At 60.5% G+C, this 25,585-nt stretch carries 28 protein-coding genes and 1 tRNA gene; 10 read left to right on the forward strand and 19 right to left on the reverse strand.

Features of this window, described 5'->3' with window-relative positions:
- Window positions 1–57: 57 nt before the first annotated feature.
- The 5 genes from glnA to map form a co-directional block, all read right to left on the reverse strand.
- Window positions 58–1,470 carry a type I glutamate--ammonia ligase gene (glnA, locus tag WJS89_RS11885; RefSeq protein ID WP_346341148.1) on the reverse strand — a complete coding sequence of 471 codons (1,413 nt, stop codon included), beginning with the start codon at window positions 1,468–1,470 and terminating at the stop codon, window positions 58–60.
- Between the two features lie 156 nt (window positions 1,471–1,626).
- Entirely contained in the window at window positions 1,627–1,845 is a 219-nt protein-coding gene (locus tag WJS89_RS11890; protein WP_346341149.1) for a helix-turn-helix domain-containing protein, read from the reverse strand.
- Between the two features lie 12 nt (window positions 1,846–1,857).
- Complete coding sequence (locus WJS89_RS11895; protein ID WP_346341150.1) at window positions 1,858–2,196, reverse strand: P-II family nitrogen regulator; 339 nt, start codon at window positions 2,194–2,196, stop codon at window positions 1,858–1,860.
- Window positions 2,193–3,281 carry a glycosyltransferase family 87 protein gene (locus tag WJS89_RS11900; RefSeq protein ID WP_346341151.1) on the reverse strand — a complete coding sequence of 363 codons (1,089 nt, stop codon included), beginning with the start codon at window positions 3,279–3,281 and terminating at the stop codon, window positions 2,193–2,195. Before WJS89_RS11900 ends, WJS89_RS11895 begins: the two co-directional genes overlap by 4 nt.
- A 60-nt stretch (window positions 3,282–3,341) precedes the next feature.
- Window positions 3,342–4,169, reverse strand: coding sequence for a type I methionyl aminopeptidase (gene map / locus WJS89_RS11905; RefSeq protein WP_346341152.1), 828 nt, complete (start codon window positions 4,167–4,169; stop codon window positions 3,342–3,344).
- A 91-nt stretch (window positions 4,170–4,260) separates the two neighbouring features.
- Between map and WJS89_RS11910 the strand changes: the two genes are divergently transcribed.
- A complete protein-coding gene (locus WJS89_RS11910; protein WP_346341153.1) occupies window positions 4,261–5,016 on the forward strand; it encodes a competence/damage-inducible protein A in 756 nt (251 codons plus the stop codon).
- On the opposite strand, the gene WJS89_RS11915 is transcribed toward WJS89_RS11910, so the two are convergent.
- A complete protein-coding gene (locus WJS89_RS11915) occupies window positions 5,011–5,322 on the reverse strand; it encodes a hypothetical protein (RefSeq protein ID WP_346341154.1) in 312 nt (103 codons plus the stop codon). The genes WJS89_RS11910 and WJS89_RS11915 overlap by 6 nt on opposite strands.
- A gap of 42 nt (window positions 5,323–5,364) precedes the next feature.
- On the opposite strand from WJS89_RS11915, the gene WJS89_RS11920 reads away from it, so the two are divergent.
- Both WJS89_RS11920 and WJS89_RS11925 read left to right on the forward strand, forming a co-directional pair.
- Window positions 5,365–7,284: a cation:proton antiporter gene (locus WJS89_RS11920; protein WP_346341155.1), complete on the forward strand. Its 1,920-nt coding sequence runs from the start codon at window positions 5,365–5,367 to the stop codon at window positions 7,282–7,284.
- Window positions 7,281–7,964 carry an OmpA family protein gene (locus WJS89_RS11925; protein WP_346341156.1) on the forward strand — a complete coding sequence of 228 codons (684 nt, stop codon included), beginning with the start codon at window positions 7,281–7,283 and terminating at the stop codon, window positions 7,962–7,964. The genes WJS89_RS11920 and WJS89_RS11925 overlap by 4 nt, the downstream gene beginning before the upstream one ends.
- Before the next feature lie 8 nt (window positions 7,965–7,972).
- Here the strand turns inward: WJS89_RS11925 and WJS89_RS11930 are convergent, their stop codons facing one another.
- Window positions 7,973–8,488 (reverse strand): DUF4440 domain-containing protein, encoded by a 516-nt coding sequence (locus WJS89_RS11930; RefSeq protein WP_346341157.1) that lies wholly within the window; start codon window positions 8,486–8,488, stop codon window positions 7,973–7,975.
- Here WJS89_RS11930 and WJS89_RS11935 point away from each other — a divergent pair.
- Window positions 8,487–9,245, forward strand: coding sequence for an SIMPL domain-containing protein (locus WJS89_RS11935; RefSeq protein ID WP_346341158.1), 759 nt, complete (start codon window positions 8,487–8,489; stop codon window positions 9,243–9,245). The genes WJS89_RS11930 and WJS89_RS11935 overlap by 2 nt on opposite strands.
- Window positions 9,246–9,268: 23 nt before the next feature.
- Here the strand turns inward: WJS89_RS11935 and WJS89_RS11940 are convergent.
- The 4 genes from WJS89_RS11940 to WJS89_RS11955 all read right to left on the reverse strand — a co-directional run bounded on the left by WJS89_RS11940 (window position 9,269) and on the right by WJS89_RS11955 (window position 12,001).
- Window positions 9,269–9,342 (reverse strand) — tRNA-Gly (locus WJS89_RS11940).
- 65 nt (window positions 9,343–9,407) lie between these two features.
- The gene (locus WJS89_RS11945; protein WP_346341159.1) at window positions 9,408–10,334 is read right to left on the reverse strand and encodes a tyrosine-type recombinase/integrase; all 927 of its coding nucleotides are present in this window, start codon (window positions 10,332–10,334) and stop codon (window positions 9,408–9,410) included.
- Between the two features lie 534 nt (window positions 10,335–10,868).
- Window positions 10,869–11,465: a hypothetical protein gene (locus tag WJS89_RS11950; protein WP_346341160.1), complete on the reverse strand. Its 597-nt coding sequence runs from the start codon at window positions 11,463–11,465 to the stop codon at window positions 10,869–10,871.
- On the reverse strand, window positions 11,465–12,001 hold the full coding sequence (locus tag WJS89_RS11955; protein WP_346341161.1) for a hypothetical protein: 537 nt from the start codon (window positions 11,999–12,001) through the stop codon (window positions 11,465–11,467). The genes WJS89_RS11950 and WJS89_RS11955 overlap by 1 nt, the downstream gene beginning before the upstream one ends.
- A 254-nt stretch (window positions 12,002–12,255) precedes the next feature.
- Here WJS89_RS11955 and WJS89_RS11960 point away from each other — a divergent pair, with 254 nt between their 5' ends.
- Both WJS89_RS11960 and WJS89_RS11965 read left to right on the forward strand, forming a co-directional pair.
- Window positions 12,256–12,732 carry a hypothetical protein gene (locus WJS89_RS11960; protein ID WP_346341162.1) on the forward strand — a complete coding sequence of 159 codons (477 nt, stop codon included), beginning with the start codon at window positions 12,256–12,258 and terminating at the stop codon, window positions 12,730–12,732.
- 398 nt (window positions 12,733–13,130) lie between these two features.
- Window positions 13,131–14,375: a hypothetical protein gene (locus WJS89_RS11965; RefSeq protein WP_346341163.1), complete on the forward strand. Its 1,245-nt coding sequence runs from the start codon at window positions 13,131–13,133 to the stop codon at window positions 14,373–14,375.
- Window positions 14,376–14,412: 37 nt separating this feature from the next.
- On the opposite strand, the gene WJS89_RS11970 is transcribed toward WJS89_RS11965, so the two are convergent.
- Both WJS89_RS11970 and WJS89_RS11975 read right to left on the reverse strand, forming a co-directional pair.
- Complete coding sequence (locus tag WJS89_RS11970; protein WP_346341164.1) at window positions 14,413–16,974, reverse strand: class I SAM-dependent DNA methyltransferase; 2,562 nt, start codon at window positions 16,972–16,974, stop codon at window positions 14,413–14,415.
- Window positions 16,971–17,912, reverse strand: coding sequence for a type IIL restriction-modification enzyme MmeI (locus WJS89_RS11975; RefSeq protein ID WP_346341165.1), 942 nt, complete (start codon window positions 17,910–17,912; stop codon window positions 16,971–16,973). Before WJS89_RS11975 ends, WJS89_RS11970 begins: the two co-directional genes overlap by 4 nt.
- A gap of 231 nt (window positions 17,913–18,143) precedes the next feature.
- On the opposite strand from WJS89_RS11975, the gene WJS89_RS12475 reads away from it, so the two are divergent.
- Window positions 18,144–18,473 (forward strand): YciI family protein, encoded by a 330-nt coding sequence (locus WJS89_RS12475; protein WP_431994014.1) that lies wholly within the window; start codon window positions 18,144–18,146, stop codon window positions 18,471–18,473.
- Between the two features lie 133 nt (window positions 18,474–18,606).
- Here WJS89_RS12475 and WJS89_RS11980 read toward each other — a convergent pair whose 3' ends face one another.
- From WJS89_RS11980 to WJS89_RS12000, 5 genes are all read right to left on the reverse strand, one after another.
- Complete coding sequence (locus WJS89_RS11980; protein WP_346341166.1) at window positions 18,607–19,239, reverse strand: tyrosine-type recombinase/integrase; 633 nt, start codon at window positions 19,237–19,239, stop codon at window positions 18,607–18,609.
- A gap of 685 nt (window positions 19,240–19,924) precedes the next feature.
- Window positions 19,925–20,167, reverse strand: coding sequence for a hypothetical protein (locus WJS89_RS11985; protein WP_346341167.1), 243 nt, complete (start codon window positions 20,165–20,167; stop codon window positions 19,925–19,927).
- Complete coding sequence (locus WJS89_RS11990) at window positions 20,164–20,355, reverse strand: hypothetical protein (RefSeq protein ID WP_346341168.1); 192 nt, start codon at window positions 20,353–20,355, stop codon at window positions 20,164–20,166. Before WJS89_RS11990 ends, WJS89_RS11985 begins: the two co-directional genes overlap by 4 nt.
- Window positions 20,356–20,604: 249 nt before the next feature.
- Complete coding sequence (locus WJS89_RS11995) at window positions 20,605–20,763, reverse strand: hypothetical protein (protein ID WP_346341169.1); 159 nt, start codon at window positions 20,761–20,763, stop codon at window positions 20,605–20,607.
- 80 nt (window positions 20,764–20,843) lie between these two features.
- Complete coding sequence (locus tag WJS89_RS12000; protein WP_346341170.1) at window positions 20,844–21,344, reverse strand: hemerythrin domain-containing protein; 501 nt, start codon at window positions 21,342–21,344, stop codon at window positions 20,844–20,846.
- A gap of 678 nt (window positions 21,345–22,022) precedes the next feature.
- Here WJS89_RS12000 and WJS89_RS12005 point away from each other — a divergent pair.
- Window positions 22,023–22,838, forward strand: a complete 816-nt coding sequence (locus WJS89_RS12005; RefSeq protein ID WP_346341171.1) for a Crp/Fnr family transcriptional regulator — start codon at window positions 22,023–22,025, stop codon at window positions 22,836–22,838.
- Window positions 22,839–22,853: 15 nt separating this feature from the next.
- On the opposite strand, the gene WJS89_RS12010 is transcribed toward WJS89_RS12005, so the two are convergent.
- On the reverse strand, window positions 22,854–23,444 hold the full coding sequence (locus WJS89_RS12010) for a DUF421 domain-containing protein (protein WP_346341172.1): 591 nt from the start codon (window positions 23,442–23,444) through the stop codon (window positions 22,854–22,856).
- Window positions 23,445–23,594: 150 nt separating this feature from the next.
- On the opposite strand from WJS89_RS12010, the gene WJS89_RS12015 reads away from it, so the two are divergent.
- Window positions 23,595–24,407: an SRPBCC family protein gene (locus tag WJS89_RS12015; RefSeq protein ID WP_346341173.1), complete on the forward strand. Its 813-nt coding sequence runs from the start codon at window positions 23,595–23,597 to the stop codon at window positions 24,405–24,407.
- On the forward strand, window positions 24,407–25,585 hold a 1,179-nt coding region (locus WJS89_RS12020), incomplete at its 3' end, for a zinc-dependent alcohol dehydrogenase (protein ID WP_346341218.1). The genes WJS89_RS12015 and WJS89_RS12020, both read left to right, overlap by 1 nt.

Raw genomic sequence — 25,585 nt, forward strand, 5'->3', positions numbered from 1 at the left:
TGAAAAAGGGCCGCGCGGTGGTCCCGCACGGCCCTTGTCGCTCGGATCGAATAGCGATCAGGCGCTGTAATACATGTCGAATTCGATGGCGCTCGGGGTGGTTTCCCACTTGAGTACCTCGTCCCACTTGAGATCCATGTAGGCATCGATCTGGTCGTCGGAGAACACCTCGCCCTTGGTGAGGAAGGCGCGATCCTTGTCGAGCGCGACCAGTGCCTCGCGTAGGCTGCCGCAGACGGTCGGAACATCGACCAGCTCGGCGGGCGGCAGGTCGTAAAGGTTCTTGTCCATCGCTTCGCCCGGGTGGATGCGGTTCTCAATCCCGTCGAGGCCCGCCATCAACAGCGCCGAATAGGCAAGGTAGGGGTTGGCGGTCGCATCGGGGAAGCGGAATTCGACGCGCTTCGCCTTCTCGCCCGTGCCGTAGGGAATCCGGCAGGAGGCCGAACGGTTGCGGCTGGAATAGGCGAGCAGCACCGGCGCCTCGAAGCCCGGCACCAGGCGCTTGTAGCTGTTGGTCGAGGGGTTGGTGAAGGCATTCAATGCCCGCGCATGCTTGATGACGCCGCCGATGAAATAGAGCGCGGTGTCGGACAGGCCGGCATAGCCGTCGCCCGCGAACAGGGGCTTCTTGTCCTTCCAGATGCTCATATGCACATGCATCCCCGAGCCGTTGTCCTTGGCGATCGGCTTGGGCATGAAGGTGGCCGACTTGCCATAGGCATTGGCGACCATGTGGACGACATATTTGTAGATCTGCATCCGGTCGGCGGTTTCGACGAGTTCGCCGAAGGTGAGACCCAGCTCGTGCTGGGCAGGGGCGACCTCGTGGTGATGCTTGTCGCACGGCAGACCCATCTCGAGCATGGTCGAGACCATCTCGCCACGGATGTCGGCAGCGCTGTCGACGGGCGCGACGGGGAAGTAGCCACCCTTTTCGCGCGGTCGGTGACCCAGGTTGCCCTGTTCGTAGCTGGTGTTCGAATTGGACGGCAGTTCGACATCGTCGAGCTGGTAGCCGTTACCGGCATAGCCGTTATGGAACTTCACGTCGTCGAACATGAAGAACTCGGCTTCCGGCCCCACATAGACAGTGTCGCCGATGCCGGTGGACTTGAGATAGTTTTCTGCGCGCGTCGCGGTCGAGCGCGGGTCGCGGCTGTAGAGCTCGCCCGAACCCGGATCGACGATGTTGCAGAAGAGCACGAGCGTCGGCACGGCCATGAAGGGATCGACATAGCAGGCCTCGAAGTCGGGCTTCAGGATCATGTCGCTCTCGTTGATCGCCTTCCAGCCGGCGATCGAGGAGCCGTCGAACATGAAGCCATCCTCGAGCTGGTCCTCGTCGAGCGCTTCGGCGACCATCGACAAATGCTGCCACTTGCCCTTCGGATCGGTAAATCGAAGCTCGACGTAATCGATCTCTTCATCCTCGATGCGGTCGAGGATATCTTTTGCCTTGGTGCTCATGGAACGGGTGCCCTCCGGTTTGAATCGTCTCGCGGCGCGATTCGAGCGCGCCATCGATGCGACCAGTGTTTCGGATGGGGGCAGGGTTCCGACAAGCGGCGGGATGTGCCGGGTCAATATTTCACGTGGATGGCGGGCCTGGCCTCAGCGCCATAACTAATGCGCGCGGCGCTGCGCGTTCATCAGCATCCGTAGCAGCATGGCGACGGGGCGGGGCACGCCGACCTTGCCGTCGAGCCAAAGGCTGACCGACGAGCGCGACACGCCGATGGCCTGCGCGAGATCGGCCTGAGTGCGATACCCCAAGGCGCGCATGATGCGGCGCAATTCCTCGGGCGGCATCGAGGCCAGGCGGGGATCGCGGTCGTCGGTCATCGCGCGGGCGCCTTACAATGCGTCCACGTCGCGATCGCCGGTGCGGATGCGGACGGCTTGGTCGATGGTCGAGACGAATATCTTTCCATCGCCGATGCGGCCGGTCCGCGCGGCATTCTCGATGGCTTCCACCGTGCGCTCGAGCTGGTCTTCGGGGACCACGACCTCGATCTTCAGCTTGGGAAGGAAGTCGACGACATATTCGGCGCCGCGGTAGAGTTCGGTGTGACCTTTCTGGCGGCCGAAGCCCTTCACCTCGGTCACGGTCATGCCCGATACCCCCACGTCGGACAGTGCGTCCTTCACGTCGTCGAGCTTGAAGGGTTTGATGATGGCGTCGATCTTTTTCATGAGATCGCTTCCTGCGCTTCTCCGTCGCCGAGTTCAAGCAATAGGCGGCGGCGCTGGACGGTGAGGCCCGCGAGCAGGAACAGCGGCGTGGCGAACAACCACTGCGTGGAGAGAAGTGCCAAGGTGACGATGGTCAGCTCGAGAACGGACAGTCTGGCGAAGTGGCGCCAAAGGAGGCTCGCGAATCCGAGGCCGACGACCGCCATGTCGTAGCTGAAGCTGTACGGCAGGATCAGGAAGGTCGCGGTGGCGAGCGGGAAGACGAGGCGCTTGAAGTCGGCGCGCCACAACAACGGCCAGACCAGGACGAGCGCGGCGACGGCGACGGCGATCTGCGCGGGCCAGGCAAACGGCGTGCCGCGCAACAGCACGTAGGTAGAGGGCATGGCGCCGAAATAGCCCATGTCGGCGTCGGTCAGGAGGATCCGCATCTGCATTGCGCGCCCTTCGCCGAGAAAGGCGGCGCTCAGACCGAAGGCAAGTTCGGCGACGAGAAGAAGCCCGATTGCGACGCCGAGTGCGATGATGATCATCGAGACGCGCTTCCTCACCGCCATCGCCAACGCGAGCAGGATACCGAGGTGCGGCTTGATCGTCAGCAAACCCGCGGCGACCCCCGAGCCTGCGAAAGCGAACATCCAGAAGGCGGCAGTGTAGAGGCCGTACTGGCCGTTCGGAATCGATACCATCGCGGGGAACAGGAATAGCCATCCCCAATGGAACGGGATATGCTTGCGCGCGGCGAACACGAACAGCGCCGCGCCGACGAAATGCCAGAGCGCCAGCGCGAGGCCGTACGGAAGATAGCTGAGCGGCACGCCGACAAGATAGACCGGCGGGGGGTAGCTGCTGTTCTGCCCCGCCGTGATGCCGCGCTCCTGGAGCTCGCCCATGTAGGTGCGGTAATCGTAGATCGGCACGCCCTCTCGCAGCATTTCACCGCCGAGATAGAGGTTGGTGAAGTCGCGCCCGAACCAGGTGCGCCCGCCCGGCAGCATCAGTCCGTCACGCGCCAGCCAGTCGCCGAGCGCGAAGGTGAAGGCGGGCCAGGAAAGAAGGACCAGCAGCGCTGCCCACAGGACCACGGGCGGGTGGGTGCGCTGAGTGTCCGATGGTGTCGATGCGCCCCCCAGCATGACGGACGATCAGTAGGGCGGTCGGTCGAACCCGGCGGGCGACTTGGTGAAGATCTCGTGGCCGTCTTCGGTGATGCCGATCGAATGTTCGAACTGCGCGGACAAGGACCGGTCGCGGGTCACCGCGGTCCAGCCGTCGCGCAGCAGTTTTACGTCGGCGCGCCCGATGTTGATCATCGGCTCGACGGTAAAGAACATGCCGGGTTTCAGCTCGGGACCCGTGCCGGGCCGTCCGGCGTGGACAACCTCGGGGCTGTCGTGGAACAGGCGTCCCAGCCCGTGACCGCAGAAATCACGCACCACGCCGTAGCGATGCGCTTCGGCATGGCTCTGGATGGCATGGCTGATGTCGCCGAGACGGTTTCCCGGGCGCGCCTGCTCGAGGCCGAGCATCAGGCACTCGTAGGTGACATCCACGAGGCGCTTCGCCTTCACATTGGGTTCGCCGACGAAATACATGCGGCTGGTATCGCCGTGCCACCCATCGAGGATCGGGGTCACGTCGATGTTGACGATATCGCCTTCCTTCAATGGCTTGTCGGCGGGAATGCCGTGGCACACGACATGGTTGATCGAGGTGCAGCAGCTTTTCGTGTAGCCGCGATAGCCGAGCGTGGCGGGCACCGCGCCGCCCTCCAGCGTCATGTCGAAGACGATCCGGTCGAGCTGTGCGGTGGTGACGCCGGGCGCGACATGCTTGGCGAGCGCATCGAGGATGGTGGCGGCGAGGCGGCCGGCCTTGCGCATGCCTTCGAAGCCATCCGGCCCATGGAGCTTGATGACGCCCGATTTGGGCTCGACGCGGTCTTCGGGGCCTACCTGGATATATTCGGTCATGGGAGCGATATAGCCATGGCGCGCGCGGATTGCGAGCGTGTCGAAGGACCGCCCTTGTGAGGCGCGACGCAAGCGCGCATGAGAACGGGTCATGAGCCGCATCTACACCGCCGCCATCGTCGTCATCGGCGATGAAATCCTCTCGGGCCGCACGCAGGACAAAAATGTCGCGCAGATCGCGCAGTGGCTGAACGTGCAGGGCATCCGGCTCTCCGAAGTGCGCATCGTGGCGGACGAGCAACCCGCCATCGTGGAAGCGATCAACGCGTTGCGGGCGCGCAACGACTATCTTTTCACGACCGGCGGGATCGGGCCGACGCACGACGATATCACGGTCGATGCGGTGGCGGCGGCGCTGGGCGTACCGGTTGTGATCCACCCCGAGGCCGAAGCGATGCTGAAGGCCTATTATGACAGAATCGGCAAGGAGGCGACGCCCGCGCGCATGCGGATGGCGCGGGTTCCGGACGGCGCGGAGCTGATCGACAATCCGGTGTCGGGAGCACCCGGAATCAAGGTCGCAAATCTGTTCGTCATGGCAGGCATCCCGCACATCACCGCCGGAATGCTCGAAGGGTTGACCGGAACGCTCGAAGGCGGGGCGCCGCTCGTATCGGTCACCGTCGGGGCTTTCTCGCCCGAAAGCGAGGTGGCCGACCTGCTGCGCGCGCTGGTCAAGGCGCATGACGGGGTCGCGCTCGGGAGCTACCCCTTCTTCAAGGACGGCAGATACGGCTCCAATTTCGTGATGCGCTCGGACGTCGAGGCGAAAGCGTCGGCCTGCGCTTCGGATCTGGCCGAACGATTGCGCGAAGCAGGCTACGAGCCGATCGTCGGCGGACTATAAGGCCGCCGCCCAGTCGGCATACGGCGTGTTGCGCGCCATCTTGCGGTTGAAATCCGGCGCGCCGTCATCCCACCACGGATCGCCGCGTTCGCCAAGCGCGTGCTTGGCGGCGTCGACGCGCCGGCGCGCAGCTTCGCGCCCCTCGGCATCTCCTGCCTTCATGGCGCGGCCCTTCGCGGAGCGGGCGGCCATCAATTCCTTCACCAGTCGGTCGCGTTCGTCGGGGGCGAGCGACGGATCGCTCATCCGCCATAGTCGGCCACGTACGAGGAAGTAGCGTCCATCGGGAGTGACGGGGTGGCGCATGGTTGCGGAACCTTCGTGGGGTGCGTAACGCTCCATGCGCAAATGAGCGACATCACGACCCTCCTTCTCGCTGCCGGCGACAACAGTATCGTCATCGCCATCGCCTTGATCGGCCTCGCCGGGATCGGCGCGCAATGGATCGCATGGCGCACGGGCCTTCCCGCCATCGCCCTGATGCTGGTGGCGGGGCTTTTGCTGGGGCCGGTCTTCGGCTTCGTGAATCCCGAGGAGCAGTTTGGCGACCTCGTCGAACCCGCGGTCAATCTCGCGGTCGCAATCATCCTCTTCGAGGGCGGGTTGAGCCTGCGCTTCAACGAGCTCAACAAGACGGGTGGCGCCGTACCGCGGCTAACCTTGATCGGGGTACCGGTCGGCTGGTTCCTCGGCAGTCTTGCGCTTTACTATGTAGCGGGGCTGGTCTGGCCGGTCGCGATCCTGTTCGCGGGCATCCTCGTGGTGACGGGCCCGACGGTCATCATTCCGCTGTTGCGCCAGACGAACCTCGCGCCGCGCCCGCGTGCGATCCTGAAGTGGGAAGGGATCGTCAACGATCCGATCGGCGCCCTGCTCGCGGTCGTCACCTACGAATTCCTGCTCCAGCAGCAGCAGGGAACGGGCTTCATCGACAATATCCTCGGTGTCCTCGTCGCCAGCGCGATTGCGGGCGCGGTCGGCTACGGCATGGCCAAGGCGGTTGCCTACACCTTTCCCCGCGGGCTGGTGCCCGAATATCTGAAAGCTCCGATCCTCTTCGTCGCGGTTCTCGGCACTTTCGTGTTGTCCAACTATATCCAGCAGGAAACGGGTCTGCTGGCCGTGACCGTCATGGGCGTCGTGCTCGCAAACTCGCACCTGTCGAGTGCGCGAACCTATCTGCCCTTCAAGGAGAATATCACGATCATCCTCGTATCGGGGGTATTCGTGCTGTTGTCGGCGAGCCTGTCGGCGGAGGATATCGCGCAATTCGAATGGCGCTTTGCGCTGTTCCTGCTTGCGCTGCTCTTCCTCGTCCGTCCGCTGACCGTACTGGCCAGCCTCGCTTTCTCGAAGATCCCGTGGCGCGAACGCATCTACGTGGCGTGGATCGCCCCGCGGGGGATCGTCGCGGTGGCGATCGCCGGCTTGTTCGCACTTCGGCTCGACGAAATCGGGTTCGGTGACGGGGGGCTGCTGGTCACGCTCAGCTTTGCCGTGGTCGCGGCGACGATCGTCGCGCACGGCTTTACGGCCAAACCGCTGGCGCGCCTGCTCAAGCTGAACGGTCCCGAGAGCAACGGCGTGCTCATCGTTGGAACGACGCCCTTTTCGCTGCAGCTGGCAAAGACTCTGCGCAGCCTCGAGGTGCCGGTGATGGTCAACGATACCAGTTGGCAGCGGCTGGGCGGCGCGCGGGCGGAAAAGCTGCCGACCTTCCATGGCGAGATCCTCGCCGAGGCGACCGAGGAGGACCTCGACTTCAACCAGTTCCAGGTGCTGGTCGCGACGACCGCGAACGAGGCCTACAACGCGCTCGTCTGCTCGGAATTCGCGCCCGAGATCGGTTCCGACGCGGTCTATCAGCTCGGCGATGCGTCGGGCGATGATCCCCATGCCTTGCCCGCGAGCCTTCGCGGACGTGCCCTGTTCCACACCGGACACGGCGTCGAGGATGTTGCCGACCATGTCGCGCGCGGCTGGGTGATGATGCCGATCGAGCTGACGCTTCGTCTCGACAATGAAATGATGCGCGGAGCGCTGCCCGAGGAGGCGGAGCCCTTGTTCGTGCTGCGCGAGACGGGACGACTGCGCTTCTTCACCCATGCCTCGCGGCCGGAGGGACGCCCGGGCGACACGATCGTGGTCTATGTGCCGCCCGGCACCAAACATCCGCGCGAAATCATTCTTCCCGAGAATGACGGCGAGGAGCAGGCACCCCAGGCCATGGCCGACCCGGGCGATGAACAAGAGGAGCTGAAGTCATGAGCAAGCGGTTGACGGTCTCGTGGTCGGTAGCGGCCGTTTTTGCCCTCGCTCTGTCGGCGTGCGGAGATGGACCCGGTGACGCGGTGACGCCCGAGGAAAATCCGGATGTCGCGCCCACAGGCGAGCCGCCGCAGTCGATCATCCGCGACGATGTGCGCGCGGAGACAGGCATGGAAGCCGACATCGACATTCCGATGGAGATGACGGTCGGCTTCGGCGACAGTGAAACGCTCGACGTCGATACGGTGCAGGCGATCGATGCCTTCATGACCCGTGAGCGGCGCGAGGGCGATGAGCCGATTACCTTGTTCGGCCATTCGGATTCGATCGGATCCGACGAGGCCAACGAGCGCGCCAGCCGCGAGCGGGCCCAGACGGTCGCGGACTATCTCGAGGAGAAAGGCGTCGATCCCGAGCGGATCAGCATTGTCGCGCTCGGCGAGCATAATCCGGTTGCGCCCAACCTCATGCTCGACGGCGGCGACGACGAAGCCGGGCAACGGCGCAACCGCCGCGTCGAGATTGCCATCGGCACGCCGGCACAGGTTGCCGATCGTCGCGCGGCGGAGCGCCGGGAGGCGGACGAGGCGGATGACGGGACGCCGGACATCGACGCGTTGGGCGCGTCGTCGGGTGGTGCCCAATCGGCCAGTAACGCCACCGAGGAGGCGGCGCGCTAGCGCATCGCTCAGGCGCTGGGAGGCACCATCTGGCTGTGCTGGATGACGCGCCATTTCTCATCGTCGAGGCGGCGGTAGGTCGAGGTGCACCACGCCTCGTAATCGGCCTCGTCGCCGTCGCGCCTTGCCTTGGCGTGATAGGCAAGCACGATTAGCCCGTGTTCGGGCCGCGATATGGTGAGGTCGCGTAGGTCGGCCTCGGCCCAGCGCGGGGTGTTCTCCACCGCGTCGATCGCTTCCTTGCCACGCAGCAGGAAAGGGGCTGCGGGAACGACGACGACGACGTTCTCGGCGTCCATCTTCTCCTCGTAGTTGGCGGCATCGCCAACCCACAAACTGTGTTCGAAATCGCGCACTTCCTGATCCTGCATCGTCTTCTCCTTCTTTCGGGTTGACCAATGCCCGAGCGCGACGACGCGTTCGCGTCGGTGCGATGGAGCGTGCGGCGCGCGGGGGAACCGGATCGGAAGGTCGCAGTTGTCGAAGATCGGCCGCCAATATCGGCGCTCGAAGGAGATCTCCATGCGTCTGTCTTTGCTCCTCTGCTCCGCCTTCATCGTCGTTCCGACCACCGCACACGCCCAGCCCGTCGAGGCATCGCTTGCCGAAGCGCGCGCGACGCCCGTCCTGACCTTGCAGATCAGCGAACAGGTCACCCGCCTTCCCGACGTGGTGCGCTTCCAGGTCGGGGTCAGCGAGGAGGCCGATACGGCGCGCGCGGCCTTGAACGGAGCGAGCGAGCGGCTCGACCGGCTGGTGGCGGCGCTAGAGGCGATCGACGTCGAACGCGACGACATCACCGTGTCGAACATCTCGCTCGGCCAGCGCTATGATTATAACGGTCGGACGCCGACCTTTCTTGGCTATACGGGCAGCGCGAGCGTGAGCTTCGAGACGGGGATGGACGTCGAGGTGGCGCCGCTGCTCGACCGGCTCGGCGAATTGGAGATCAGCCAGATCAGCGGTCCGCAGTTCGACCTTGCGAACCGCCTCCCGCTACGCGCCGAAGCGCGCCGCCGCGCGCTCGAGCGCGCCGATGCGGAAGCGGCCCAATATGCGCGGCTTCGTGGCTATCGAACCGCGCGCATGGTGAGCATGAGTGAAGGCTACAGCTACAACAGTTCGCCGATCGTGGTGACGGGGTCGCGAATCTCCGCGCCCGGTGCGCCACCGCCCCCGCCACCGCCTCCCATGGCCGAACGTGGCGGCGGCAATGCGCTGCTCGGCGCCGAGATCGGCGAGCAAGTCACGATCCAGGTCGCCTACACGCTGGAGAATTGAGGACGGACGTCTGACAAGAGATCTGGAGCGGGTGAAGGGAATCGAACCCTCGTCTTAAGCTTGGGAAGCTCCTGCTCTACCATTGAGCTACACCCGCCCGGTTGGCGTTTTTCCGCCAAAATTCTAACCGTCCGCTCGTCACAATCGGCCTGGTTTACAGTATCAGTTTACACCGCGTGCGATCCGCTGGCCGATTGCCACGACCTTCGCGCTGTCGTCAACATAGACTTTGCGGATGCGAGAAACTTCTTCGGGCGACCAGCCCATGATGTCGGCAATTTCCATGTCCGAGAGATCCGTTTGAGTCATCAAGAATGTGGCGAAAGTGCCCCGCACGTCGTGCAGATGCTTCTTGCGGGTTCGGCCCGTTTCTTCATCGACATGAACGATGCCGGCGGCATCTCGAATCTTATGAATGGCCTTCGACAGTCGGTCAGGCACCCAGGGTAACCCGTCGGCATCCACAATAACGTTATCTATCCCTTCCGCCCGTGGTCGGTCGGCTAGTTCGTTCAGAAGCGCATCTAGCGTCGGAATTCGTGGGAGAGAGACGAAGCGGCGACGTTGCCGACGGCTCTTTGCCGTCTTCTTGATGATCGCGAACTGGCTGCAGTCCGAAAACTTTAAAGCACAGCCGTCGGACCGCCTCAGTCCGGTCATGGCGAAGAGGCGTATGGCATCCCACAAAAAATCCTGCCCACACTCTTTGGCGGCCTTTTCGAAGGCATTCATGTCTTCGTGCGTCCAAACAATTTCCTCTCGCTGTCCGCCTTCATAAACCTTCCGGATTTTTTCCGCGACGTTGATTGAAAGTATACCAAGCTGAACGCCGTATTTGAGAAGGGCTCGTAGGACAGTGACTCCTTGGTCCGCTGCCCGGGGTGTTTCGATACGACTATCCCGCCACTGTACGATCTTCGCGATCATCCGGCGATCATCGAAAACGGTTAGAGGAACGTCCCCCCAACGGTCCTCGATCTTTCTGAGAGCCGATCTCCAAGTTTTCTTGGTGCTCTCCGCCATCGACGACCATTCGGGACTGCCCGGCTTGCTACCAGTCCCGGCCCACTTCACGATCAGATTGGACAAGGTTTGCGCTCTAGGCACTGCCCGGTCTGACTGCGCCTTCAGGACGGCAGCGAGCTCCTTAGTGCCTAGTTTCGGCTTTTTCCGTCCTTTCCATCGCATCACGCAGGGCCCGCCACGATACGCATAAACGTACCAAGCGGTGCCCGACGCATTCTTCTTTCTAACGAAATGAATGCCTCTGATCATAGACGCGATTCCCATTTATCGAAATCGTCGTCTCTAGGATCAGAAGTTTGGTCAGTACTCGACACTGTGATAGCCCCGTCAAACCCAATATGGATTTGACCAATATCGATACCAGCAGACTTTGCGCTCAAAATCGTGTTCCTAATCTGCGCTGCAGTAGGAAATCTTCCCCCGTTCTTTCTTGTCATTTCTTATCTCCTGAGATTTCTCTCCTTTGGTTGGTGATACGAATGTTCCCTATTCCTTTATTATCTTGGTAGGCGGGGGGTGGCGCAAGGCCACTTTGAAAATAGTTTGAAAAAAGTTTGAGGCGCTCTCGCCTTGCGGTGAGAGCGCCTCAAGGCCGAACTATGTCGGCCCACTAGTCCTCAAATCGAACCATGAAGTCGCACATTCGGGCCGATGCGGATCGGACGCGAGAAGCCGATCGACCTTTCCCCAGCCCAGCCGCGTGAGTTGCCGCGACAGCACCATCGCGTGGACGTGGGGAGGATTTGCGCTGCCCAGCCGGAATGGCACATGCAGGACCAGAAGGACGGGAAGCTGCCGCTCGTCGCAGAATTCTTGGCGGCACCACGCTCGCGCCTTCTCGAAGGACGAATGAAGGTTCGGTGCGTCGGCGAACTGCATCGTGACCTGCGCGAAGGCGAGGGTTTCTCCTTTCGGGTAGCTGGCCTCGAAGGTCGACACGAGCAGGTCGGGGTCGATCAAGAGGTCGGGGGCGTCATCGGGGAGGAGCACCTCGACGCGCTCGGCGGTGTCGATGCTGCCTTCCTTGGCGGCCGGTCGCCGTTTCGCGATGAACCGAGGCGAGATCGGCTCACGGCTGCCCTCGCCCTCCTCCCAGTTGAAACGCGCGATGACGAAGGGGTCGTCGGCGTCCCCATCCCAATATTCCTTGAGCGAGCGGTCGAAGGTCGCGGCTTTCGAAGAGCGCTTCGCCATCAATACCACCCGATCGAGGCTACCCCGAGATATTCGGCGCCGTGTTCGAGGCCGATATAGCGCTCTGCCCATGTCTCATATGGTGGAGTCATCTCGACCTCGAGACCGGTCTGCTCGAGGCGAAGGCAAGGGGCATCGCCGACACTTGGCACGAGATAACCCGTCCCCGTCGGTCGAGGGATCCACAGGCGATAGGCGACGAAGATACAATCGCCGCCAAGGAGCCTCACATCGAAGCTGGCCCGTCCGGGCGTATCCGAGGAGCGAACGATCAGGAGATTGGCGTCGACGGCCTCGGCCACTAGCATAGCTTCGCGCGTAACTAGCGGCCGCGAACAGCTCGTGCCGACGATGAGCAGGTTTGCCTCGGGCAGGTAGAAATTGTGCTCCAGCAGCGGCGACAGGCTGGTCGGATCCTGATCGAGATATCCATCGACCTTCGAGGCGATGGCGTACATCAGATATTTTGCGAGGATGTTCGGCTCCGGCGTGGGCTCGAGGTCGAGCTCGCGCAGCTCGTACGGGATGGCAGTCATGAACTTGGTCCTTCCTGAAACTGGGCGCAGCGACCAAGTCACGGACTGCGCCCATCCTTTTTCCTATCATCGACTTGATCGATCCTTCCTTTCTCAACCCTTCCTAAAGCCGCCGGGCGGTAGCATCGGCCGTTCGAACACCCTCAGGGCAGGACAAAGATATGGACGACCAGGATCTCGAAAGAGCGAAGCGGGAGCGCGATCTCGGGCAATGGTGGCGCGACCTTGCCAACTCCGAGCAGGCCGAAGCATTCGTGGCGACGATCGCTCGGGCGTTGGACCGCGACATCGAGGAAGGCATTAACGAGGTGCGGCGATGTTATGAGCAGATGGCGCAGCGAAGGTCGGGGGCGTCGTGGCGCAATGGTGACCTCAAGCTCAAACATCCCAAACTGGTCGCCACACAACTGCCGGCTTACATTCGCTCGCTGACAAAACGGGCCATGGCCAGCAGGCTGGCGATTTCGAAACATCTGCGGGCCATGTTTCCCGAGCTGGTGACCTACGCCGTTGTTTCGCACGATCTCGAGATCGCGATCGAACGCCAGCGCGAAGCCGAGGCCAACGAGGAAGCGCGGCGAGCCTCCGACCTGCCATTGGAGACAGTGTCGACGATGCATCGTTTGTTCGACGAACATGGAATCGGTCGCTGGCATTGGCAGGCCATGGACGCCAGCCAGGCCGAGCGCATCGCCGCCATTCTAAGGGAGAGCGCGGACAAGACTTCGTGAGGGTTTCGACCCCAACGCCTGCCGGTGCGACGCTTGCCGTCGCTGGAGGCCCGAGCTCGTGCCCGACGAGCGAAAGTCGGTACCCGCCGACTTACACGCGCAGTAAAGTCGGTCCTACCAACTTTACGGTATTGCGCCAATGCAGCTGGCACAGCTGCACCGCACGAGATGTCACCACCGATCGGAACGATTGGCATCGCCGCGCCAAGAATTGTCACCTTCGTTCGGAAGGTTTGTCACCGATTTGCGCAGGTCTGTCACCGCCGCCGAGAGAAGTTGTCACCAAGGAAACCACGGCCGAATGCAGCGAGATCGACTTTTTTTTCGGCGATCACGAGAAAGTTTTGACGCAGCGCCCTAGATGAATCGTACGCGATGATCGCGGCGGAGGATTTATGATGGCGGGGATCGATTTGTCGAAGCTGTTGACGACAGAACAGATCGAAAGGTTCGAGAAATATTGGGGTGACGACACCGAAGCGCTCATGAACGAGCTTCGGAGTGCTCTGGCATTCTTCACCGAGCCTCAAGATCGGGATGATATGGAGAACTTTGTCGAGAAGCTCATCATGGCGCTGGTCGGCGATGCTCCTGACTTGGAAGCTTGGCAAGCGACGCTTTTGGAAGGCAGCTTTGACCTCACCGCCAAGCAGGATTATGCGGCCTCGCGCCAGTTGAAGAGCCGGGCACGGTTCCTTGCCCTGACAAGCTTCCGGCTTGATTCAGAGATCGAGACACTCCGCAAAAAGTTCGCAAGCGTCGCCGACGAAGCGCAGACAGGCGTCCGCCTTATTCTCTGCAGCCTAATTCTAATCGCAATGAAGCGAAGCGCGAATGCCCGATTGGCTGTCGGTCCCGCGTGGGCGGTGACCGTCGCCGTCGACAAAAATCTCACGACTGAAGAGAAAAAGGCTCTTCACACGTATGGGGGCGATGATCGCCTTTTAAGGCGCCTTGGCGAAGCGGTCCGGGAAGCTATTGCGGACCATCTCGAGTTCGAGATTCCATCAACGTCTGAACGACCAGCGAGCGGCGATTGGGCTCGAACCATCCCGCCCGGCGTCGACCCCGCCGAGGCTTTGCGTGACGAAAGAGAGATTGATTCCGACCCACTTATCCCGAATGAATACGACCGGGAGATGTCGGAATCGGAATGGTACGCCAGCCTTGCTGAGATCGGGTCGCACCAAGATGCCTTGATAGAGGCAGCAAATGAGGTTGCGCATTCGACACGGCAAGCGTCGACCGTATATCATCGCATCCATGAGATGATGCCGATCCTCGTGCGAGGTGACCGCGCGGACGAGATCATCGCGATGGCAGATCGTAGCGATGATCGTCAGGCCCGGCTCAAGAAATCCCCAGGACGGTCCACCAACGACTTTTATGAGGTTTTTCGTCATCTTTCCGACGGCTGTGTCTTCACGTCCGTTCTCGAAGATTGCCCTTCAGAATCAGAGGAAGCCATTTGCGCGATATTTTGTAATCCAATGTTTCCTGATCACGTCATCGAGCCACTCTACAGCGTCGGCCTGCTAACAAAGTATGATCGACAGACGGTCATCGACCGAAGGAAGCAGATTCGCGAAGAACGAAAACCGGTCCACGACCCAGATGACGATTGGCCTGAGGAGCTAGGATGATCGGGATTTTCGGGAAGCCCTGCCGCTGCGCACGTCGTCAGGCGGCGTAGCGACCGTCCTCGAGGCGGCGAGCCATGCCGATGCCTGCGAGGGCTTCGAGGACGGGGCGGACGGTTGTCGCGCGCTTGCCCTTGAAGGTGCGTGCAATGTCTTGCGCGGCTAGGGGGCCCCCAGCAGCGGCAAGGATGGACTGCACCGCACTGAACCGCTCGGGGAGCGTGGCGGGCCAGACAAGGTCGTTGTCGGGAACGGGCAGGGCGGTGTCGCCGAAATCGAGTTCGGCGCCCGTAGGGGCTTCATAGCCCGGAGCCTGGAAGTCGGGGCGCAGCCAGCGGACAAGGCCGTTAGACTCTTCGTTCGCCCGCTCCTTGTTGAGTGCAACGAGCCGCTCGAGGATTTGCTCGTCGGACAAATCGGCAGGCCAGCCATAGGCCTCGGCGACCAGGCGATCGATTTCGTCGTGATGCTGGCGGATGAGTGATACGAGCCCGCGATCGTGGACGTCGCGCTCTGCGTCGGTCAGCGCGCGACCTTCGCGGAGCGCTTCGAGCGTGTTGTAGAGTTTGGTGAGGGTGAGGTCGTCGTGGTCGGCGAGGACGGACTTGATGAGCATATCTAGCGCCTCCGCATTCTCTTCCATTCCAGTCCGAATTTCTGTCGGAATTGCGTTAGGAAAGGGGAACGCGTCGAAGCAGGTCGACTTTGTGTAAATAGGTCGATCTTCAAGTCTACCCCCAAGCTCCAGAACCCATGTCACGTGGATGCGCGATTGCAAAACCGCGAGATGAACCGCTGAACTCAAGGCAAAGCACACCAGACGATTATCCGGCACGGTTGTCATGGGCATGAATTGGAAGACACGGTGCTTTGCCGTCTCGACGGTCACGATGTAGCGATCTAGCCCCCTGAAGGCTTTGCGAAGTTCGGATCGTTGCTCGCCAAACAGCCACCAGTTTTCCCGATAACTTGCCCGATTGTTTTGATCGCGATGCGGTTTCACGTCAGACAGCAGGTGCTGATAGACCGCTGGATGATGAACGCGCACCTCGGCCTCGGTCAGGCCATAGAGGTCGATCACCTTTACCCCGCGCGGCCGCGAGGTTAGGTCGCGGCCATTTCGATAGTCGAAAATGACATGCTCCGGTCCATTGCCCTCCGTACGGATGATAGCTTGCTCGTCAACGCCGCCCATCGCCGCGGCGGCTTCGTCATCGAGAATGAAACCAGCGCCCATCAGCTGAACGCCGCGAGAGGCGATCCTGCTGTTCGATCGAAGTTCGCCCGCGCTCGTGACATCTGCCCCAACCCGCAGGTCCGGCCCGACCATGCCGATCGCCTCGTGATACTCGACCCGATCGGGCGCTTCGCTTTCATCCACCACCGCGAGGCGGCGCCCGGCCGATCTCCCCCTCCGGCCCTGCGATAGCGCGACCGTCATCGCAATCCGAACTGCAGCCCCGTCCTTCTCGTCGACCCACGGATGGTCGGGAATCGCGAAGCCGATGTTGACGCCCTTCTTCGCTTCCAGGTGCTTCGCAACGACACGGCGGCTGAAGATCTGCGTGATGCTGTTGGTCGTGACGAAGCCGAATGCCCGAACGCCCTTGCGAACTGCCGTGGCGGCCTTGTCCCACCAATGCATGACAAAGTCGGCGCTCTCGGGCACGTCCGTCGTCTTGAACAGCGCGTCGAAATAGCCGTCGCCAAGCCGCTGGCGAACGTCCTTTCCTCCGATGAAGGGCGGATTGCCGACGATGAAGTCCGCCTCCGGCCAGTCGGCAGGCTTCGGATTGACGTAGCGATAGGCTTCGACCTGTGCTGTCTCGTCAGGGACCTTCTTGCCGGTGACAGGATGCAGTTTCATCGTTTCGCCGTCCCAGCGGGTCACGGGCACGCCGTGCTCGTCTCGGACGAGAATTTTTTCGTCGTAGGCGATCAGCGCATCGCGATTCTCGATCGTGCGAATGTCGCGCAGGATGGGTTCGGGCGGAGCGGTCGTCTTGCCGTTGACCCGGAAATGCCATTGCAGATAGCCGATCCACAGAACGAGCTGGGCGATTGCGGCGGCGCGGGGGTTGATCTCGATTCCAAGAAAATTCTCGGGCGTGACCGTGTGGCCGGTGATGTCGGCAACATATTGTCGCGAGCCCAGTTCGACGAGTAGGTCGAGCACCTCGCCTTCAAGCTCCTTCATGCGCGCCATGGCGACGTAGAGAAAGTTGCCGGTCCCGCAGGCAGGATCGAGAACGCGCGTCTGTGCCAGACGAGCGTGGAACGCCTCGACATGCTTTAGCGCCTCGTCGGACTTGCCGTCATCCAAAAGCTGAGCGGCAGTCGCGCGCACCGCGTCCCATTCGCTACGCAACGGCTCCATGATCGTCGGGCCGATGAGGCGTTCGACATAAGCGCGCGGTGTGTAGTGAGCGCCAAGCTTTGCACGCTCTTTCGGGTTAAGGGCTCGTTCGAGCAGCGTGCCGAAGATGGCGGGTTCAACGTGCTGCCATTTGTGCTCGGCGGCCTCGATCAGCACCTCGAGCTCTTCGGCATCGAGCGGGATCGCGCTGCTGTCCTTGAACAGATAGCCATTGAAGGTTTTCACCGGCACGCCGAGGCAGGAGAGAAGCCACCGGCGTCCATGACCCGCCACAGGGCGGAAAGCTGGTCGGCGAGATGTTCGGGATGCGCACGCTGGCCCTTCAGCAGCTCGGTGAAGCTGCCGGCCGGGATGAGCTCGCTGTCCTCGGCGAACATCGTGAACAGGAGCCGCATCAGGAAGCCGCTCGTTTGCTCGGCATTGTGTCCGCGCTTTTCAATCCTTCGAGCAACCGTCGCGAGCAGGTTGGCGATATCGCGGGTGACCTTTGCCGATTGCGCGGTGGGGTCGAGCGACATGGGGTCAGTCCAGATTGCGCGAAGCCGCTCGCGCACTTCCTCGTCGCGCAAATCATCGAGCATGATGCGATAGCGGGCGCGATCGGGGAACTGGGCGTAGGCCTTCCCGCTGCCCGAGAAATCGGCGTAGACCTCGATGCAATAGCCGATGTCGGCGACCATCAGGATGGGCGGCCACCCATGATCGAGCGGCACGGCCTTGGCGTAGCGCTCGGCCTGCCCCTTTGCCTGCAGCATCACCTTTACCCAGTTGTCGGTGCCACGGCGGGCGGTGCCGCGTTTCACGCGTGCAGTGGCCGTCTGGCCGAAGATGTCGAGGTCGTCCTCACCCTTCTCGGCGGCGGTCCGGTCGGCCTCGCTGCCCTGCTTGGCCTCGAGAATGAAATGACCGCGCTTGTAGCAGTCGATCCGCCCGAAACTCGACGTGCCATCGCCATTGTCCTGATGAACGCCGCGCTCGAAGACGTAATTGTTCTCCGCCTCGTTCGCTTTGCTTCCATCGGGCGGCGCGACCCCAATGAGGTCGCAGAGGCCGTTAATAAAGCTCTGCGTATTCGCGATCTCCGAACCGCCCGTGTCCCGCCACTGCGCGATAAAGGCCTCGACCTCTGCCGGTCCATCTTTCTGGTCTTCGACCAAGCTCAAAGCTCCAACCGCCCCTATGAAGCGCCGACGTTACAGATTTCCGCATCGATGCGAAGGGTCGTAATGTAGCTGAAGGTTCAATGTCGTTATTTGGGCCGATTGCGGTCTGTCCGCTTCTGGTGTGGCGTCGGTAGAAAGCCGACATTCTACAGCCGACCCTAATCGCAGAAGTTCGCAACGTTTGCAGTATGCACGAAAGCTGACATTACTTCATTTGCAGGAGAAGCTTAAATGCCGAAATTCGTGACAATCGGGTACGGAGATCGAGCGGGCTATGATCGAACGCCGTCGGAGGTACGGGCGGCGGCTCACGCTCACGACGAACAGTTAGCTGATCAAGGTGCTGTAATGGGAATTGCTGGCAAACCTATACAGGTCCGTAATCCCGAGAATTCCGGTGTTACAGTTACCAGAACTTCGTATATGTCATCTACCCTCCCGGTAGCAGGCTTCATGATTATCGAAGCCGAGGACATCGAAGCTGCAGTTACGGCAGTCTCGCGGGCACCTTGCGCCGTAGCTCATGGAGTAGTTGAGGTCTGGCCGCTCAAAGAGGCATAGTCTTTCGTCATCTTGTCAGTAGTCCTGCGCAAAACCGGACATTCCTCTTCCCACCTCAATCACGGACGATCCGCGCACATGTGAGGCAACATGGAAGCGGTCGTTCAGGCCTGCCGAGCGACCGCTTCTCCGGTTAGATTTCAGTTCGCTCCGCTAGCAGCAAGGCGTCTTCGACATCGACGCCCAGATAGCGGACCGTGTTCTCGATCTTCGTATGGCCAAGCAGGATCTGGATAGCTCGGATGTTGCCTGTCGCGCGATAGATCATCGCTGCCTTCGTCCGACGCAACGAATGTGTCCCATACTCCGCTTTGCGAAGTCCGATTGCTGTGACCCATTCGTCTACCAGGCGCGAATACTGCCGAGTGCTCAAATGGCCATTTGAATCGACACGGCTCGGGAACAGATAGTCGCCAGTCGAGCCGCCTCGTTTTTCAAGCCAAGCGAGCAATGTGGCTCGAACATCGGTGGTAAGCTCGAACTGCACCGGCCGATTGGTCTTCTGCTGAATAACGGTTGCCCGGTTTCGGATGTCGGCGCCGGCAACCACGTCACCGATCTTGATCTTCACTAGATCGCATCCACGCAGCTTGCTGTCGATGGCTAGATCGAAAAGGGTTCGGTTCCTCAACCGGCCTTCGCGGTCGAGATGCAAGCGGATCGCCCAAATTTGCTTCTGCGTCAGCGGACGCTTGGTTCCGACATTCTTTCCAGCGTTCCAAGCCGGACGATGCCGCATTGCTGCATCAAACCGTGAGTATCCCATTGCATTTCTCCTCGGCCCGAATGGCCAAGGAGGTAACGCTCAGAATGTCGCAGCTTGGGCCGATTTCGGACGGTCTGCTCTTGGGTCGCCGCCCAATTTGCAATTCGACAAAGACCAGACCTGAGATCGTCTTTTCCAAATATCGGTACGAGTTCTTAATTCCAGAGGATTGAAGTCGTGAAGCTGCCAATCGCTCGATCGTTAAAGAACGGCAACTCTCGAACTCAAAGCGGGGCGATCTAGAGACCCGAGACAGAGCGCGTTGCCACCAGCTTGAATCTGGATCGGAAGCGTATCTGCCTGTCCGAACAACAGCCCCTCAGGCCGGATCTACTGATTAGGGCGTGGAGCGGAAGAGCAACCGTTAAGGAACTTTGTCGATACGCGAAGCATTCAAGCCCGCGTATAGCGTATGCCCGGCCCTTCTCGAGGGGTCGGGCTTTTTCGTGCAATCATCAAATTATCATCCCGCACTCATGCCATTCGCGCCGGATCGTACCATCGCTTCCGCAGGAGGAAGTCATGCTGAAACAACTTTTCGCGGCAGTCACCGTGTGCATCGCCCTTACGATCGTCGTTCGCCACGGTCCGCTCGAACCCAACGGGACCGCAGAGAGAAGCGCTATTCTCATTGTATGGATCGGAGGGCTGGCTTGGCTGATGCGACAACGGGCGCGTAGATTAATTAGATGATGCGGAGGTAGTTCGGCGGCTTATGCTCCAAAGATGCCGCGAAAAGAAAGGTGATGGACGGCACGAGGCTCAAAAGATCCTCGAGGAATGCCGTCTTCATTGCCTGCGACTGTCCCATGACGAGGTACATCAGCACCGATATCGAACTCAGCCAGAATAGGGTCCAGAGACACAGCTTTCGGCCCCGGCGAAGGCCCTCTCGGACTTCCTGCGGAATATCGGATTGAGCGATCATTCCATCACCATCCTATCGGTCACGGTGATCAATTCGTTTTCGCCCCTCTTTCGGGCAAGCCGAAGCACAGGTTCGGTCGGGCTTTTCGGCTCGGGCACGCCGATCGCTTTGGAGAGGCTCGCTTCACGCGACACGGGGCCGGCCCGACCGAACTCACCGATCAACAAGTCGATCTTTCCCTCGTCCAACTTCCGGAGAAGAGGTTCGGCCGGCCCTTCCGACCATCGACTTGGCGGCGTGCATTGACGCGAACCGGTCGGCGATGCGCTGCGCGTCGGAAACTTTCCGAGTGCCCGACACGATCGCGATCCTCATGGTTCCAGTTCGTTCGATCCGTTCAACCGTTCCCGCCGCGTCGCGCGGAAGCGAGTGACAAGATCCCAGAACCAACATCAGCAAGAAAACGATTGTGCGCATGTGCCTAGGCCCTACCACTCCTATTCAAGATCGATCTTGAAAGAGGGATTTTGCAGACGCTCCATCGCTTCCGCCGATTCCGGATCGAGACCTTCCTTGGCGAGCCACTTCCGCTTGGCCCTTGCACGGCGTTCGTACTGCTCGGCGAGCGTAATAAGTTCCCGTCGGTTCTGGTCCATGGCACTCGATAGAGCCAGGTTCCGACAAGTCTTGGCCATCTCTTCGAGCTGATTAGGACTTAGCATAATCCCGAAGCGACTTACTTGATCGTGGTCATTTCTGCGGGAGGCAGCCTTCCACTCTCGGCCATGAGTTCCTCCTTCCGTGTAATTAGCCGTCGACCAAGCTCCTCGAGGTCGACGTCGGCAGCACGAGCCTGCTGGAACATGTTTTCGTTCTGCTTTTCTTCTTCTTTCACATGATGCTCGATCTGTTCTTTGAGAACGGTGACCTTCGCATCGTAGTGCTCGTCCGTCGCGGACCCGTCCGCGAGATCGTTGATCAGCAGCTTGGCTCCATCATGCTCGACGTAGGCCTCCTTGAGCAGATCGTCATCAACCTTGCCTTTGAGCGCCGGGTAGAAGATTTCTTCCTCGATCTGGGCGTGGACCTTCAATTCCGTGCAAATTCGGTGGGCGATCTCGGTTTTCTTCCGATTGTCCGAGGCCGATTCATATTCCTCGAAAAGGTCTTCGACCTTTCGATGGTCGTTCGCCAGGATATGCGTGGCATCCTGGTCGGTTTCTTGCTTTTCAGCCATCGCTAAGCTCCTTCTCCAGTACGTCCTAAACGCCGTATTCAGCGAGCGCGTTCCCAGCGGGAAGCATCTGGTCCGGCCGATCGCTTCGCTGCTCTCGCGATGCTCGGAAGCGACCGAAGCTGGGAATAGGGCCCCCTTTCAATCCGAGCAGCCTCGACTTCGTTCGGGGCCGCCGTGCAACCGCCATGACGTTGCATTTGAACGCTTACGAAGACTTCATATGCTTGAATCCTAGCCTCTGGATCGACCGCAGGAACTCTTAACGATCGAGTTTCCACAGGCTGACCTCGGTGCATTCATTCACCCAAGCCACTGCGCCTTGGCTTCCGACAACTGCCGCTCGCTACAGCCGAAATATTTGCATTGTATTCTCAACGGAATTCTCTCCGCATCAAATAGGGCCAGCCGCTCAATCCCTTCGCGATCGAGACAACATCCCTGTCGCCCGCTGAACCGAACGTTTTTCATGCTTCGATCCTTGCTACTGATACCACTGTTGCCGCATATCCGACTGGACACCTGGCAGGTCCCATCGGCTCTCTGCCGACTGCAAACGCAATGGTCGGAACACCTTCACGTTCCCATCGAACGTATTGACGTTTGTTAGAAAGAGATTTCGGCCGCCTGGGGGCTTAATCAGCATCGTCCTGAAGATGATAATTATTAGTCCATTTCGCGATGACGGGGTTCGTCGGCTTTGGTTCAACGCCCGACATTCAGAGTTTCCCGGGGACTAGTTTGGACAACAAAAGCGCGATCTTCGAACTTTATCTTCGGGGTCGAATGCGCCACGCGCTGACCACCGAGGAACTGACCGCAATCGCCGATGCCGCCGACCGAACCGTCCACCTTGGTCCTCGCGAGCGCTTGATCCGCAAAGGAGAGCTTGTTCATTGCAGCTACTTCATCGTAAGCGGATTCACGGTTCGCTACAAAACCGATCGGCGAGGCTATCGTCAGAACGTCGGGATGCAGGTTCCGGGAGACTGGGTAGGTTTCCACAGCTTCCCCACGAAGCATCTCGATCATGATGCCTGTTCCGTCGGCGAAGTCGAGTTGGTCGCCTTTCCTCATGAGGGCCTCGAGAAGCTGATCGCAAAGCACCCGCGATTAACACGTATCATGTGGTTTTCGACGCTTCTGGATGCCGCGATACATCGAGAATGGCTCTTCAAGCTGGGGCGGCTGAATGCTGCGCAGAGAATAGCACACTTAATATGCGAGTTGGCTACACGCTTGGAGTTCGTGGGGCTGTTCGATGGTCACGTTTTGGACACACCGCTTACCCAAACGGATTTCGCAGAGGCGTCCGGCATCACCGCCATTCATTGCAACCGGAGCTTCCGAGAGTTGCGTGAAGCGGGGCTGTTGAACAATCGCATCGAGGACTCGGCCATTCATATCGAAGACCGCAACGGGCTCGAATGGTTTTGCGAGTTTGACGCTGACTATCTTTACGGGGAAGGCGAGTTGCAATTGGGCGTGCCGTACTGAGGCCGCATCATCCCGTCACTTCCCTGCGTTGCCTTTGCTACTCAGTTCTCGGTCAATTTCTTCAATCGCATCCTTCGAGAACCGTACGCCCTCCAAGCATTTGACATCGCAAATATCCACGTTGTCGCGCTTGGGAAGGATCGAGAGACGGCCATCCATCTCAAGGATGACCCAGTTCGCTTCGTCGATGTCGTAGAAGCCCTCCTCACGCAACCGCGAGTAGACTTCTGCACGACTGACGCGCTCGTCTCGCATGGCGTCTTCAAGCCACTCGCCTCGATGCGTTAGCAATCGCGGCGAAGCCCGAAGTATATTTTCGAGCTTCCCGTCATTGGCCGAGAAGAATTTTGTGACGAGATACTGGCATAGGCCGAGAACGACCATCGCTGCGATAGCGCCGATGAGACTGATGTCACGCAGCAGAATGCCGCTCGCAAGCACACTTCCGGTTGCAACGACGATCAGCCAATCGAAATTATTCATTTGCGCGGTAGCGCGCTTCCCCAGGAGGCGAACGAAAGCAACCACAAAGATATAGAGTATCACCGCACCGAGGATGATCTCGCCAAGGCGAGGTAGATCGCCAATCCAGAATTCCGTGCTCATGGCATCCGTCGTTCCTTAGAGGTCAGGGCATTGTAATGCGCCAGATCGTGCCACCGCGCATACGAGCAAGTCGCACGATCGTTCGCGATACGTAATCATATACGGAGCGAAATTCCGCTCCGTTCCAATCGATCGGCCTGATGGAGATTAGTGCCGGGCATCTCCTATCGGCAGTCTCCGAGCGCGATAGGTAAAGAGCTCCTTCCGCGGATGAAACGGATAACCTTTATCAGGTTCCGGAACGCCTCGCCCCTCACAATCGCTGAGGCCAGTGGACGGGATGAGGAGTTCGAGATGGCTAAAGACGAAAAGGACAGCGAGCATCGCCTTCGATTGGCGGCCGGCGCGATCGCCGGTTTGGCGATAGCAGCCGGAGCACTTGCGGTTGGCAGGTCGAAGCTCAAATCAGGTGGATCGGGATCGGGCGACGCTCCCCGTTTTGCACGGAGACGCACCGGTGGCGATCTCGCGTTGGTAGGGCGAAGCGTGACGATCGGTGAAGATCGCCAGACGTTGTTCGACTATTTTCGCGACTTCCAGAATCTTCCCCAATTTATGGAGAATCTCGAGCGTATCGAGAACAAGGGGGACGGGCACAACGTTTGGTTCATTCGCGCACCCGCGGGCCAGACCGTCAATGTCGAAACGCAAATCTCGAGCGAAAAGGACGGCGAACATATTGCCTGGAAATCGGTCGAGGGATCGGACATCGAAACTTCCGGCCGCGTGACGTTCGAAGACGCTCCAGGCGACCGCGGGACGCGTGTCGGTCTCGACATCGCATACGATCCGCCCGGCGGTATCGTTGGACGTGGGATCGCCAAGCTTTTCCTGCGCGAACCCGAAATTCAAGCGCGCCACGACCTCAAGCGATTCAAAATGCTGATGGAGACCGGCGAGATTGCCACCTCCGCGCGCACCCGCGACGAACGCCGATCGGCTCTGCAGCAGGAGAATGGATGATGCGCGCTCTCACATGGCAAGGCACCAAGGACGTTCGTGTCGAAACCGTCTCGGACCCCGAGATCGTCAACCCGCGCGACGCCATACTCAAGGTCACCTCGACTGCCATCTGCGGTTCGGACCTGCATCTTTACGATGGCGTCATTCCCGGCGTGAAATCGGGTGACGTGCTGGGGCACGAGTTCATGGGTGAAGTGGTCGACGTGGGTCCAAAAAGTACCCTGAAAAAGGGGCAGCGCGTCGTTGTGCCCTTCACGATCAGTTGTGGGCAGTGCTTCCATTGCACGGTCCAGCAATATAGCTGCTGTTCCAACTCGAACCCGGTCGAGAAACAGGATATGTCGGCCACGCTCTACGGCCATGCGATGGCGGGCCTGTTCGGCTATTCGCATCTCACCGGCGGTTATTCGGGCGGCCAGGCGGAATATGTTCGCGTGCCCTTCTCCGATGTGGGTCCGATCGTCATTCCCGACCATCTCGACGACGACCAGGTCCTGTTCCTGTCCGATATCCTTCCCACTGGTTGGATGGGCGCCGAGAATGCTGATATCCAGCCCGATGATACGGTCGCGGTGTGGGGTTGCGGTCCCGTCGGCCTGTTCGCCATCCAATCGGCGATCGTCATGGGTGCCTCGAAGGTCATTGCCATCGACCATTATCCCAACCGGCTCGCGCTGGCGAAGAAGCTGGGCGCGGAAACGCTCAACTTCCACGAGGTCGACGTCCGCGAAGCCCTGATGGAAATGTCCGGCGGCATCGGCGTCGACTGTGTCATCGACGCGGTCGGCATGGAATCGCACGGGTTCGCGATCGACAACATGATCGACGTCGTGAAGCAGAAGGTCGGCGTGGGCGCCGACCGTGCGGCGGCGCTCAAGCAGGCGATCCTCGCCTGTCGGCGCGGCGGGAAGGTCTCGATCCCCGGTGTCTATGGCGGGATGACCGACAAATTCCCGCTGGGCGCGTTGATGGAGAAAGGGCTGCAGGTCCGTTCGGGCCAGACCCATGTCCAGAAATACACGAAGAAGCTGCTCGAGAAGATCGAGGACGGGACGCTCGATACGACCTTCCTCATCTCGCATCACCTCCCGCTCGAAAACGCGGCGAAGGGCTACGAGAATTTCAGTTCCAAGCAGAACGAATGGACCAAGGTCATCCTCAAGCCCGGCATGGAGCGC

Source organism: Sphingomicrobium aquimarinum (assembly GCF_039655735.1).
Taxonomy (GTDB): Bacteria; Pseudomonadota; Alphaproteobacteria; order Sphingomonadales; family Sphingomonadaceae; genus Sphingomicrobium; species Sphingomicrobium aquimarinum.

Coding starts and splice junctions, on each gene's coding strand:
- glnA (WP_346341148.1), bottom strand. CDS start 1,470: ATGAGCACCAAGGCAAAAGATATCCTCGACCGCATCGAGGATGAAGAG.
- WJS89_RS11890 (WP_346341149.1), bottom strand. CDS start 1,845: ATGACCGACGACCGCGATCCCCGCCTGGCCTCGATGCCGCCCGAGGAA.
- WJS89_RS11895 (WP_346341150.1), bottom strand. CDS start 2,196: ATGAAAAAGATCGACGCCATCATCAAACCCTTCAAGCTCGACGACGTG.
- map (WP_346341152.1), bottom strand. CDS start 4,169: ATGACCGAATATATCCAGGTAGGCCCCGAAGACCGCGTCGAGCCCAAA.
- WJS89_RS11910 (WP_346341153.1), top strand. CDS start 4,261: ATGAGCCGCATCTACACCGCCGCCATCGTCGTCATCGGCGATGAAATC.
- WJS89_RS11915 (WP_346341154.1), bottom strand. CDS start 5,322: ATGCGCCACCCCGTCACTCCCGATGGACGCTACTTCCTCGTACGTGGC.
- WJS89_RS11920 (WP_346341155.1), top strand. CDS start 5,365: ATGAGCGACATCACGACCCTCCTTCTCGCTGCCGGCGACAACAGTATC.
- WJS89_RS11925 (WP_346341156.1), top strand. CDS start 7,281: ATGAGCAAGCGGTTGACGGTCTCGTGGTCGGTAGCGGCCGTTTTTGCC.
- WJS89_RS11935 (WP_346341158.1), top strand. CDS start 8,487: ATGCGTCTGTCTTTGCTCCTCTGCTCCGCCTTCATCGTCGTTCCGACC.
- WJS89_RS11930 (WP_346341157.1), bottom strand. CDS start 8,488: ATGGAGATCTCCTTCGAGCGCCGATATTGGCGGCCGATCTTCGACAAC.
- WJS89_RS11950 (WP_346341160.1), bottom strand. CDS start 11,465: ATGGCGAAGCGCTCTTCGAAAGCCGCGACCTTCGACCGCTCGCTCAAG.
- WJS89_RS11955 (WP_346341161.1), bottom strand. CDS start 12,001: ATGACTGCCATCCCGTACGAGCTGCGCGAGCTCGACCTCGAGCCCACG.
- WJS89_RS11965 (WP_346341163.1), top strand. CDS start 13,131: ATGGCGGGGATCGATTTGTCGAAGCTGTTGACGACAGAACAGATCGAA.
- WJS89_RS12475 (WP_431994014.1), top strand. CDS start 18,144: ATGCCGAAATTCGTGACAATCGGGTACGGAGATCGAGCGGGCTATGAT.
- WJS89_RS11980 (WP_346341166.1), bottom strand. CDS start 19,239: ATGGGATACTCACGGTTTGATGCAGCAATGCGGCATCGTCCGGCTTGG.
- WJS89_RS11985 (WP_346341167.1), bottom strand. CDS start 20,167: ATGATCGCTCAATCCGATATTCCGCAGGAAGTCCGAGAGGGCCTTCGC.
- WJS89_RS11995 (WP_346341169.1), bottom strand. CDS start 20,763: ATGGACCAGAACCGACGGGAACTTATTACGCTCGCCGAGCAGTACGAA.
- WJS89_RS12000 (WP_346341170.1), bottom strand. CDS start 21,344: ATGGCTGAAAAGCAAGAAACCGACCAGGATGCCACGCATATCCTGGCG.
- WJS89_RS12005 (WP_346341171.1), top strand. CDS start 22,023: ATGACGGGGTTCGTCGGCTTTGGTTCAACGCCCGACATTCAGAGTTTC.
- WJS89_RS12010 (WP_346341172.1), bottom strand. CDS start 23,444: ATGAGCACGGAATTCTGGATTGGCGATCTACCTCGCCTTGGCGAGATC.